Below are 11,404 nucleotides of genomic sequence, written 5' to 3'. Positions count from 1 at the left end.
TCCGATGCACCCCTTACTTTGAGAGATTCGGGCTAGCCGACGCGCAGCATGACCTTGCCGACATGGCTGCCCTCTTCCAGCAGCCGGTGCGCTTCGATGACCTCTTCGAAGGCAAAGACCTGGTGGATGACGGGGGCGACGGTGCCGGCTTCCAGCAGCGGCCAGACTTCGGAGAACAGGTCGTCGCGGATGGCGCGTTTTTCCTCCGCCGTGCGCGGGCGCATGGTGGAGCCGGTGACGGTCAGGCGCTTGACCATGATCGGCGAGAGATTGACCTTTTCGGCGACAGCGCCGCCGAGGAAGGCGATGATCGAAAGGCAGCCGTCCTTCGCCAGCGAGGCGATGTTGCGCTCGAAATAGGATGCGCCGATCATGTCGAGGATGATATCGACGCCGTGGCCGGTCTCGGCCTTGATCACCTCGGCGAAGTCCTCGCTCCTGTAGTTGATCGCCCGCTTGGCGCCGAGCCTCTCGCAGGCTTCGCATTTCTCGCTTGAGCCTGCCGTCGCATAGACCTCTGCGCCGAAGGCGCGGGCGAGCTGAATCGCCGTCGTGCCGATGCCGCTGGAACCGCCATGGATCAGCACGCTCTCGCCTTCCGTCAGCCCGGCCATCTGGAAGAGATTGGCCCAGACGGTGAAGAAGGTCTCAGGCAAAGCCGCCGCCTTCACGGCGTCATAGCCCTGGGGAAAGGGCAGGATCTGGCCCGACGGCAGCAGGCAGTATTCGGCATAGGCGCCGCCATTGGCGAGGCCGCAGACCTTGTCGCCGACGGCATGGCCGCTGACGCCCTGGCCGACGGCAACGATTTCGCCCGACAATTCCAGGCCGAGGATCGGGCTCGCACCTTTCGGCGCGGGATAGCTGCCCTGGCGCTGGGCAATATCAGGACGGTTGACGCCGATCGCCTCGGCGCGCACCAGGACCTCTCCGTCGCCGGGCACAGGAAGCGGACGCCTGCCGATCGTCATCACCTCCGGTCCGCCGAAGGACGGCAGATCGACGAAACGCATATCCTGAGGCAATGGCATGACCGGCTCCTCCCTAATCGGAAGCAACCGGAATAAATCAGCCCCGCAGGCTTGGGAAGGCACGATGTGGCAAAGGCGTCAATTCGCCTCGCCCAGCAAATGGAAGGCGAGACCTTCCTCGCTGTCCTTGGCGGCCGACTTGATGATGGCGATTTCGGCGCTGACGCGGTTGATATCGTCGATGACGAGGCCTTCCGGCAGTTCGATGACGCCGATCGAGCAGCGCATCAGCGGGAACAAAGCTTCGGCGCCGGTGCGGTCGTGACCGAGGATGCGGCCGGCGGCGCGGTCCTCATCGGAATAGAAATCCCGCACATCGTCATGAAAATCGCTGATCAACCGGTCGAGGATCTCCGTCAGCTCTTCCTTGGTCCAGCCGAGGACGCCGATGAAGAAATCGTCGCCGCCGACATGGCCGAGGAAATGGCGCTCGGCGAAGAAATAGCGGCGCATCAGCGCGGCAAACAGCGAGATCGCGTGGTCGCCGAGATGGAAGCCGTAGGCATCGTTGAACGGCTTGAAATTGTCGAAGTCGCAATAGCAGAAATGGCGGAGCTCATCGCCGTCGCGGCCGGACTGACGCATGAAATCGCGGATGGCGCGATTGCCCGGCAGGCCGGTCAGCGGGTTCTGGTCCTGCGCGGTCTTCAGCTGTTTCTCGTTGATGACCTTGATCAGCGAGGCGGCTGAGACGACGCCGGCATAACGCATGTTGTCGGTCAGGATCAGGCAGTTGCTGCCTTCCATATTGGCGAAGATCGCCATCAGCTGCTCGGCGTCGCTGTCGAGGCCGACGATCGGCGCCATCTCGACGAAATGCGAGATGGAGCGCTCGTACATCTTGTTCTTCAGGAGATCTCGGCCGAAGGGCTGGTAGATATATTCCTTGAGATGATGCTCGTGGATGATGCCGCGCGGCTCGTCATTGGCGTTGAGGACGGGAAAGTAGGCCTGGCGCGGATTGCGACGGAAGAGTTCGAAGACGCTGTCGATGCTGTCATTCTCGTAGACCGTCGGCAGCAGCTCGATCTGCTTGCGGATGAGGATTTCGTCGAGCGACTGGCTGCCCCGCTTGCTCTTGCCGAGTTCCTGCAGATGCGGGAAGGACGGCACCAGCTCCGATATATGCGTCGTCGGGCGGGAGATGAACCAGCCCTGGACGAGGTCGACACCATATTCGCGGCAGGCGATGAATTCGGCCTCGGTCTCGATGCCTTCGGCGATGACGCGCGTGCCGAGCACATGGGCGATGTTGACGATGCTCTTCAACAGATGGCGCTTGCGCGGGCTGCGGTCGATCTCGGCGACGAAATGGCGGTCGATCTTGAGATAATCGACGGCATAATCGCAGAGCAGCTTCATCTCGCCGTGACCGACGCCGAAATCATCGATCGCCAGCTTGAAACCGGCCTTGCGCAGCCTGGAAACCAGGCCGGAAAATTCCGGCACGTTGGTATTGTCGAAACGTTCGGAGAATTCGAAGCAGACGGAGGATGGCGGAATATTGGCCTTGCGCAGATGCTGCAGCAGGGTCTCGACCAGGCTTTCGCCATGTGGAATGAGCCGGACATCGAGATTGAGGAACAGCGTCGAGGTGGAGAAATTCGATAGCGTCGCGAATTTGGCGAGCGCGCGGCTGGCGACCATCTGTTCGAGCTGCAGCAGCTGGCCGGCCTGGTGAGCCTCGTCGAGGATGTCGACCGGCGTCTCGTAGCCGATGCGATCCTGGCCGCGCATCAGGGATTCGTAGCCGAAAACCGTGCCGGTGCCGGCCTCGACGATCGGCTGGAAGGCATTCTCGACCACCAGCTTGGCAAGGGTTACGATCTGATCGCTGGCGTAACGGCGCAGGACATCCGGCGCGACGGTGGCAGCCAAGGACATCTTCACGTGGCCGGTCTTCATTGCGGCTGATCTCCACTGTGACTTGTTCTTTTTCGCCAGGAACATGCCGCAGAAGGGTCAATGAACTCTTTCGCCAATGTGAAAGTTTTGTGAAAGGCGCAAGGGACTTCCACGCGTTCCGCGTTTATTCAATTTTTCCAACGCAATCAAATGCTTGTTCAGGCGGAGCGACGGCGCTCCGCCTCGTGATCGGCGAACATGTCGGCGACGCACTTGCCGCCGGACGGACCACCCTCGTCGTCGAGAACATCGTCCCGGAATTCGCTGAGTTTGCGGGTGCTATCCCAGAGGCGCAGCGCCTCGCGGACAACCTCACTGCTCGAGGCATAACCGCCATTGTCGACGGCGGCGCGGATGCCCGCGGCCTGTTGCGGAGAGATGGAAACGGTGACCATCGGCATGAACTTCCTCCCTTTTCTGATCAGGCAGAACCCTGCCTCTGGGGGACGCATGACCATTTTCAGCATTCTCGGCGATGTCGCCGGTGCCTTGGTGCATTCGCACATCGGACCATCCATGTGCTGGGATTGGTCCGTAACCCCTTAAGTCTAATCCTCCGTCATAGTCTTGTCAAAAAAGAACGGGTCTTGTCCAAAAGGAACGGTCTGCGGCATCAGTTTGAACTGCGGATGCCGAGCCCGAAGGCAATCAACGTCGAACCCTGGACGATGAGATCGACGGCCAGGAACAGGCCGAGGATCCACAGGCTGTTCACCGGCCAGCCGAGCGCGATGACGAAACCCGCAAGGGCGGTGATGACGCCGCTTGCGACGATCCAGCGCCAGCCTTTGACCGGCTTCATGCGCATGCCGACCCAGGTGCGGAAGACGCCGGCAACGACAAGAGCCAGCGACAGAAACAGCGTCAGCGCCGCCGAGGTCAGGATCGGATTGATGAAGGCGCAGATGCCGGCAAGCACATAGAGCAGGCCGCTCAGCACCCAGAACAGCACATGATCCCAGCCGCGCACCTGGAAGGCATGGACGAGATAGATCACGCCGCCGAACAGCATCAGCATGCCGACATAATAGACCGAGACGACGGTGGCGAGCATCAGATTGCCGAGCGCGATCAGACCGCAGACGAGCAACAGCACGCCAAGGCCGGCGAACCAGATCCATTTCGACTGCAGCGACGATGTCGGCGTTCCCTCGAAGACATCTGCCATGACGCACCTCCTGACAGATTCGAATATGCTGCAGCAATTCGGCAGGGAAAGATCTGGGTTCGAGCAAATCGCTAAAGATTTTTATTGATTGATCAGTCAATCAAAAATAACCTGTCGCTGATTTCAAGGAGTGGTCTGTTGCCAAAGGTCGGAATGGAGCCGGTGCGCCGCAAGGCGCTTGTCGATGCGGCGCTGCGGGTGATCGGCGATCACGGCTCGCTAACCGTCACCATGTCCGACATCGCCCGGCAGGCCGGCGTGTCGCCAGCCCTGGCGCATCATTATTTCGGCAGCAAGGAACAATTGCTGATCGAGACGATCCGCTCGCTTCTAAGACAGCTACGCAGCGACACTGTGGCGGCACTTCAGGCAGCCAGGACGCCGCGCGCGCGGCTTTCGGCCGTCATCCGCGTCAGCTTCCACGCCGACCAGTTCGCGCCGGAGACGATTGCCGCCTGGCTTGCCTTTTACGCCGAAGCGCAGCGCTCGGAAGAGACGCGGCGTTTCCTGGTGATCTATGCCAGGCGGCTGCGCTCCAATCTGCTGGCCGATCTCAAGGCGCTGCTGCCCGCCGGCGCCGCAGAACGCATCGCCGAAGGCGCTGCGGCGATGATCGACGGGCTCTATATCAGGCAAAGTCTGAAATCGGCGCCGATCGGCATTGAAGCCTCGATCGCGCTGACGGAAGATTATCTGAATGCGCTTTTGGCCGACGCCTCCCCTTCTCCCCAGCGGGGAGAAGGGACGACCATATCGAACCACCCAAGGGACAAATGACATGAAAGCCCAGCCGAAAGCCTCGCACTTCATCGACGGCGAATATATCGAGGATACCGACGGCACCGTCATCGAGAGTCTCTATCCTGCGACCGGCGAGGTGATCGCCCGGCTGCATGCCGCAACGCCCGTGATCGTCGAACGGGCGATCGCCGCGGCCAAACGCGCCCAGCCGGAATGGGCGGCGATGAGCCCGATGGCGCGCGGGCGCATCCTGAAACGGGCTGCGGACATCATGCGCGAGAGAAACCGGGCGCTCTCCGAACTGGAAACGCTCGATACCGGCAAGCCGATCCAGGAGACTGTTGTCGCCGACCCGACCTCGGGTGCCGATGCCTTCGAATTCTTCGGCGGCATCGCGCCGGCCGGCCTCAACGGTTCGCAGATCCCGCTCGGCCAGGATTTCGCCTATACCAAGCGGGTGCCGCTCGGCGTCTGCGTCGGCATCGGCGCCTGGAACTATCCGCAGCAGATCGCCTGCTGGAAAGCTGCGCCGGCGCTGATCTCAGGCAACGCCATGGTGTTCAAACCGTCCGAGAACACGCCGCTCGGGGCGCTGAAGATCGCTGAGATCCTGCACGAGGCGGGACTGCCGAAGGGGCTCTTCAATGTGATCCAGGGCGACCGCGACACCGGGCCGCTGCTCGTCAACCATCCAGACGTCGCCAAGGTGTCGCTGACCGGCTCGGTGCCGACCGGGCGCAGGGTGGCGGCGGCTGCCGCCGGCAACCTCAAGCACGTGACGATGGAACTCGGCGGCAAATCGCCGCTCATCGTCTTCGACGATGCCGATCTCGATTCGGCAGTCGGCGGCGCCATGCTCGGCAATTTCTATTCGACCGGCCAGGTCTGCTCGAACGGCACGCGCGTCTTCGTGCAGAAGGCGATCAAGGACGAATTCCTGAAGCGGCTGAAGGTCCGCACCGAGGCGATGCTGATCGGCGATCCGATGGACGAGGCGACGCAGGTGGGGCCGATGGTTTCCTGGGCGCAGCGCGAGAAGGTGATCTCCTACATCGAGAAGGGCAAGGCCGAGGGCGCGACACTGATTGCCGGCGGCGGCATTCCGAACAATGTCTCCGGCGAAGGCTATTACGTGCAGCCGACTGTGTTTGCCGACGTCACCGACGACATGACCATCGCCCGCGAGGAGATCTTCGGGCCGGTCATGTCAGTGCTCGATTTCGACGCCGAGGACGAGGTGATCGCGCGCGCCAATGCCAGCGAATTCGGCCTTTCCGGCGGCGTCTTCACCGCCGACCTCACCCGCGCCCACCGCGTCGTCGACCGGCTGGAGGCGGGCACGCTGTGGATCAACACCTATAATCTCTGCCCGGTGGAAATCCCCTTTGGCGGCTCGAAACAATCCGGCTTCGGCCGCGAGAATTCACTGGCCGCACTGGAGCATTATTCCGAGCTGAAGACGGTCTATGTGGGCATGGGGCCGGTGGTGGCGCCTTATTGAAGAGTGCAAGACCCCTCCCCAACCCTCCCCACAAGGGGGAGGGGCTAGCATGCGGCACCGGTTTTATCCTCCTTCGATCCCATCGCTTGTGGCGCTGATTTGAAGTGAGGCGAAGCGGCAAGTTAAGCCCCTCCCCCTTGTGGGGAGGGGTTGGGGCGGGGTCTTCGAACCGTTGCAAAAGAATCTAAGGGAACGTCATGCAACAAGCAGATTTCGTCATCATCGGCTCGGGCTCCGCCGGCTCCGCCCTCGCCTACCGCTTGTCGGAAGATGGCAAGAACAGCGTCCTCGTCATCGAGGCGGGCGGCAGCGATTTTGGGCCGTTCATCCAGATGCCGGCGGCACTCGCCTGGCCGATGAGCATGAAGAGATATAACTGGGGTTATCTGTCCGAGCCGGAGGCGAACCTCAACAATCGGCGCATCACTGCGCCGCGCGGCAAGGTGATCGGCGGCTCCTCCTCGATCAACGGCATGGTCTATGTGCGCGGCCATGCCGAGGATTTCAATCGCTGGGAGGAGCTTGGCGCCAGCGGCTGGGCCTATGCCGACGTGCTTCCCTATTTCAAGCGGATGGAACATTCGCATGGCGGCGAAGAAGGCTGGCGCGGCACCAACGGGCCGCTGCACGTCCAGCGCGGCGGCTTCACCAATCCGCTGTTTCGCGCCTTCGTCGAGGCCGGCAAACAGGCGGGCTTCGAGACGACGGAGGATTATAACGGCAGCAAGCAGGAAGGCTTCGGGCTGATGGAGCAGACCATCTTCGGCGGCCGCCGCTGGTCTGCCGCCAACGCCTATCTGAGGCCGGCGCTGAAACGGCAGAATGTCAGGATCGTCTACGGCTTGGCGCAGAAGATCGTGATCGAGGACGGGCGGGCGACCGGCGTCGAGATCGAACGCAACGGCAGGATCGAGGTGGTGAAGGCGAACCGCGAGGTGGTCGTTTCGGCCTCCTCGTTCAACTCACCGAAGCTGCTGATGCTGTCGGGCATCGGTCCGGGCCAACATCTGCAGGACATGGGCATTGCGGTGAAATCCGACCGGCCGGGCGTCGGCGCCAATCTACAGGACCATATGGAATTCTACTTCCAGCAGGTGAGCACCAAGCCGGTGTCGCTCTATTCCTGGCTGCCGTGGTTCTGGCAGGGGGTGGCGGGCGCACAATGGCTGCTCTCGCGCGGCGGGCTCGGCGCCTCCAACCAGTTCGAGGCCTGCGCCTTCCTGCGCTCGGCGCCGGGGCTGAAGCAGCCTGATATCCAGTATCATTTCCTGCCGGTGGCGATCAGCTATGACGGCAAAGCGGCGGCGAAGAGCCACGGCTTCCAGGTTCACGTCGGCTACAACCTGTCGAAATCGCGCGGCAGCGTGAGCTTGCGCTCCGCCGACCCCAAGGCCGATCCGGTGCTGCGCTTCAACTATATGAGCCATCCGGAGGATTGGGAGAAATTCCGCCACTGCGTGCGGCTCACCCGCGAAATCTTCGGTCAGAGCGCCTTCAACGACTATCGCGGGCCGGAGATCCAGCCGGGTGAAGGCGTGCAAAGCGACGATGAGATCGACGCCTTCCTGCGCGAACATCTGGAAAGCGCCTATCACCCTTGCGGCACCTGCCGGATGGGCGCCAAGGACGATCCGATGGCGGTGGTCGATCCGCAAACGCGGGTGATCGGCATCGATGGCTTGCGCGTCGCCGACAGCTCGATCTTCCCGCATGTCACCTACGGCAATTTGAACGGCCCCTCGATCATGACCGGCGAGAAGGCGGCCGACCATATTCTCGGCAAACAGCCGCTGGCACGCTCGAACCAGGAACCGTGGGTCAATCCGCGCTGGGCGGTGAGCGACCGCTGAAGCGTAGAGAGCTATTGGGCAGCAACTGCCGCCGACCGGTAGTCGCTGGTCGTCGGGAATGTCTATCGTCAGAGCGATAGAAATACGGATGCCGGTATCAGAAATCGCTCACTCAGCGCGCGGGCTTGTCGAACATTGATTTGTCGCTTCCCGCTCAAAATCTCAGACACGACGGACTGAGCGCCCACTTCCGGCAGCTCGGACTGGCCAAGGCTGCGCTCCTCCATGACATAACGGAGTGCATCGGCGCCGGTCACCGGAGGCATTGGGCGGTGTTGCTCGTCATAGGCCTCAACAAGGTCCGCCATGCGAGACGCAAGCAACGCCAAAGGATGATCCTCGTCGTCGCCGACTTCAGCCAGGATCTCGTCAAGTTGCTTTACGAGATGATCATACTCAGCTTCATTGGCCGGCATGGCAAGAAGAGGAGCCACATGCGTCCAGTGCTCGCTCAGCAGTTTTACAAGTGCGCTCATCGGCCTAACCCTTCCATGCTCCTTTGTCGTACTCGGCATGATCCATAATCCGCTAATATAGACCTTCCTAAATTTATAGTGCACCACCGCGATCAAGCGCAGCTTGTTGCCGCCAATGCGGTGCGCAAACAATCGCTAGCGCGCTCGAACCAGGAACCCCGCGTCAACCCGCGCACGGCCGTCAGCGAAGGATAGTCAGTGGTAATCTTCTTCGCGCTGGTGACGGACGGCAAGCACAATGACGCTCGTTTCGTTCATCACTTTGAAAAGAATGACATACCCGGCTGAACCGAATGGTACGACGAGTTCGCGCAGCAAAGGATCATCCGCAGATGCGCGTCTGGCCATAAGCGGAAAATCCTGGAGTATCATCAGCGCTTTTTGGATGGCGTTGATCGCACGTTCGGCCAAATCCGGATCATGTTCGATCAAAAAATCGGCGAGCCGGTCCAGATCTCCATAGAAGGTCTGGGTATACTTTAGCTCGAAGGTCATTTCTGCCGTGCTGCTTTACGGGCTTTCGCCTTTTCAAGCTTTTTGCGCATCAACTCCTGAATGTCGTCCGTTGTGTAAAACACACCGGACCGCTCTGCGTCCGCCAAGCCAGCCAGACCCCGTGCGATGAACTCCGCTTGGGTCTTTCTATAATCGATCTGGCGGCGGAGAGAGTCCTCTATCAGCGACGACAAGCTCTCGCCTTCTTTGAGAACGCTTTCGGCGGCAGCGCGCAATTCAGGATCCACGCGAAGGGACGGGAGAGATGCCGTTTTCATGACGTTCCTCGTGCGTTGCAATTGCAATGCAATATGATGGATCTTCGTGTTATATTCAACTCCCTCCACCTGACGCAATTCATATGCACCGCGGTTGAGAAAATCGGGAGCGATCACATCAGAGAAATCCGATCCACCGTCCGGCGATCACGGCGGCGATCCAGATGGCGGCCGACAGGGCGGCGGAGAAGCGCAGGCCGGGCCGGACGATGCCTGTCGACACCGCCGTTTTCCAGCCTCGCCCGAAATGAACGATCGACAGGTTGAGAAGGCCGATGGCGATCAGGCAAAGCTTGGCAAGGAAGGCGGGATTGGCGGCATATTCGACCGCCCGGACGCTGAAGAGGCAGAAGCCGGTGACAACAGCCGCGGCAAGGCCGACGCCGGCGGCGCGTGACAGAAACGGCGCGACGATCTCAACCGGCACCTTGCGGAAGAAGCCGGCGAGCCTCAGATCAAGCGGCAGGATGGCGCCGACCAAGAGGCCGATCGCCAGGATATGGGCTGCGTTGACGAACATGTAGAGCGTTCCGGAGCGCCGGAGCGCGAGCGCAGGCGTCGTTGCCGACAGCCATTCGAGAATGTCGATCACAGCTCAGTTCGCCCAGAGGTCAGTTCGTCTTGATGCGGTCGGGATAGATATCGTAGCGCTTCTCGCCGATAGTGAGGCGCACGGCCTTCAGCCGCTTCTCTTTTGGATCCTGCGAACGGTTTCCAAGGGCCACCACCTGGTCGCCGGGCTTGGCCACGCCTTCGACGAAGCCGGAGCGTTCCGTCTGGCGCGGATTGCCGAGTTCGACGAGCCAGACGCCGTCATCGGCGGTGGCGACATCGAGCGTCGGATGTGGTCCGCCCATGGAGATCTTCTCGATGGTGCCGCGTAGCTCGATCTGATCCGCCTCGGCCCACGACCAGCCGTGATGAGCGGCAGCGCCTGTCGCTAGGGCCGCCGAGAGTATGGCCGCAGCCACTACTCGCTGTGCTGAAATTCCAAGCATGATATTCTCCCTACCAGCATGAGCAGGCAGGTGGAGCATCCCGACTGGAAGAAAAGGGATTTCACCAAATCTTGAAGCAAGAGGCGGGCGTATGCTCAAGCCAGCAGTCGAGTGACTTCGGCGCTGTGCTTTGGGGCGATGGCATCGGCGATGGTGGTGGAGAACAGCACCTTGCGGGTGGCGTCTGCGACCTTGGCGAAGACATGGCGGATCTGGCAGTTCTGTTCGCCGTCGCAATCGTCGCACCTTCTATAGGCGGTGATCGACAGGCATGGAAGCGGCGCAATCGGACCGTCGATGATGCGCAGGATCTCGCCGAAGGTGATGGTCTGGGCAGGCTTCAGCAGGAGATAACCGCCCTGCTTGCCGCGGCGGCTGGCGACGACGCCGTGATGTTTCAGGTCGAGCAGGATCTGTTCGAGGAACTTCTTCGGGATCTTCTGCTGCGCCGCGATATCGGAAATCATCACCGGTTCGTCGGCATCGGCATCAGCCAAGACCGTGAGCGCCCGCAGCGCATATTTCGCCTTTTGCGTAATCATTTTTGACCATCGACACACACAGGCGGCACGAATCTTCGCACCGCTACGGAAGTACTTTTGCCTCTATGGCACAACCAGCATGAACGGAATTTGAACGCGCCGGAGAAAGCCTTGAGAGACAAGCGTTTTGGCCTTGTTTTTCGCCCTCGGCCAAGCTCTCCTAATCTATGCCAAAACCGCCCCTTCTGCACCATTTTCGGCATCACTTCAGATTTCGGATTGACAGGCTGCGTGTAACTCTACTATTTCTATAGACATTCGAGCTGCCGATGTGAATTTTCATCCGCAGGCGGCTGGTTTTCTGCATCGCGGCAGCTTCGGAGAGATATTTGCTCCTCCGGCCGCAGCTTTCGAAATCCCTTTTTCTGTCCGATCCATGCGCGAACTGCGATACTCCGGTCAACAAAGGACAGGATTCT

12 protein-coding genes and 1 pseudogene are annotated in these 11,404 nt (G+C 60.9%); 3 read left to right on the top strand and 10 right to left on the bottom strand.

All coding sequences use genetic code 11. From position 1 onward, the window contains the following. Positions 1–32 precede the first annotated feature (32 nt). The 4 genes from V8P77_RS32690 to V8P77_RS32675 all read right to left on the bottom strand — a co-directional run bounded on the left by V8P77_RS32690 (position 33) and on the right by V8P77_RS32675 (position 4,104). Positions 33–1,031: an NAD(P)H-quinone oxidoreductase gene (locus V8P77_RS32690; RefSeq protein WP_335916442.1), complete on the bottom strand. Its 999-nt coding sequence runs from the start codon at positions 1,029–1,031 to the stop codon at positions 33–35. 78 nt (positions 1,032–1,109) lie between these two features. Beyond that, positions 1,110–2,981, bottom strand: a complete 1,872-nt coding sequence (locus V8P77_RS32685) for a GGDEF domain-containing protein (protein ID WP_335916440.1) — start codon at positions 2,979–2,981, stop codon at positions 1,110–1,112. Between the two features lie 113 nt (positions 2,982–3,094). Next, entirely contained in the window at positions 3,095–3,337 is a 243-nt protein-coding gene (locus V8P77_RS32680; protein WP_335916439.1) for a ribbon-helix-helix domain-containing protein, read from the bottom strand. Positions 3,338–3,549: 212 nt separating this feature from the next. Further along, complete coding sequence (locus V8P77_RS32675; protein WP_335916438.1) at positions 3,550–4,104, bottom strand: HdeD family acid-resistance protein; 555 nt, start codon at positions 4,102–4,104, stop codon at positions 3,550–3,552. A 138-nt stretch (positions 4,105–4,242) separates the two neighbouring features. Here V8P77_RS32675 and betI point away from each other — a divergent pair. From betI to betA, 3 genes and pseudogenes are all read left to right on the top strand, one after another. Further along, a pseudogene (betI, locus tag V8P77_RS32670) lies at positions 4,243–4,886 on the top strand (transcriptional regulator BetI). After that, complete coding sequence (gene betB, locus V8P77_RS32665; RefSeq protein ID WP_335916436.1) at positions 4,883–6,346, top strand: betaine-aldehyde dehydrogenase; 1,464 nt, start codon at positions 4,883–4,885, stop codon at positions 6,344–6,346. The pseudogene betI and the gene betB overlap by 4 nt, the downstream one beginning before the upstream one ends. Before the next feature lie 197 nt (positions 6,347–6,543). Then, positions 6,544–8,196 carry a choline dehydrogenase gene (gene betA, locus V8P77_RS32660; RefSeq protein WP_335916435.1) on the top strand — a complete coding sequence of 551 codons (1,653 nt, stop codon included), beginning with the start codon at positions 6,544–6,546 and terminating at the stop codon, positions 8,194–8,196. A gap of 68 nt (positions 8,197–8,264) precedes the next feature. Here the strand turns inward: betA and V8P77_RS32655 are convergent, their stop codons facing one another. From V8P77_RS32655 to V8P77_RS32630, 6 genes are all read right to left on the bottom strand, one after another. Beyond that, on the bottom strand, positions 8,265–8,672 hold the full coding sequence (locus V8P77_RS32655) for a helix-turn-helix domain-containing protein (protein ID WP_335916433.1): 408 nt from the start codon (positions 8,670–8,672) through the stop codon (positions 8,265–8,267). A gap of 195 nt (positions 8,673–8,867) precedes the next feature. Next, complete coding sequence (locus V8P77_RS32650) at positions 8,868–9,167, bottom strand: type II toxin-antitoxin system RelE/ParE family toxin (protein ID WP_335916431.1); 300 nt, start codon at positions 9,165–9,167, stop codon at positions 8,868–8,870. Continuing rightward, the gene (locus tag V8P77_RS32645; protein ID WP_335916448.1) at positions 9,164–9,445 is read right to left on the bottom strand and encodes a YlcI/YnfO family protein; all 282 of its coding nucleotides are present in this window, start codon (positions 9,443–9,445) and stop codon (positions 9,164–9,166) included. Before V8P77_RS32645 ends, V8P77_RS32650 begins: the two co-directional genes overlap by 4 nt. Before the next feature lie 118 nt (positions 9,446–9,563). Beyond that, complete coding sequence (locus V8P77_RS32640) at positions 9,564–10,037, bottom strand: DUF6644 family protein (protein WP_335916430.1); 474 nt, start codon at positions 10,035–10,037, stop codon at positions 9,564–9,566. 19 nt (positions 10,038–10,056) lie between these two features. Then, positions 10,057–10,443 carry a DUF6152 family protein gene (locus V8P77_RS32635; protein WP_335916429.1) on the bottom strand — a complete coding sequence of 129 codons (387 nt, stop codon included), beginning with the start codon at positions 10,441–10,443 and terminating at the stop codon, positions 10,057–10,059. Positions 10,444–10,538: 95 nt separating this feature from the next. Continuing rightward, on the bottom strand, positions 10,539–10,985 hold the full coding sequence (locus tag V8P77_RS32630; RefSeq protein ID WP_027664993.1) for an RrF2 family transcriptional regulator: 447 nt from the start codon (positions 10,983–10,985) through the stop codon (positions 10,539–10,541). Positions 10,986–11,404: the final 419 nt, after the last annotated feature.

It is taken from the genome of Rhizobium aouanii (assembly GCF_037002925.1).
Classification (GTDB): Bacteria; Pseudomonadota; Alphaproteobacteria; order Rhizobiales; family Rhizobiaceae; genus Rhizobium; species Rhizobium aouanii.
This window is presented reverse-complemented; position numbering and strand designations above follow the sequence as displayed.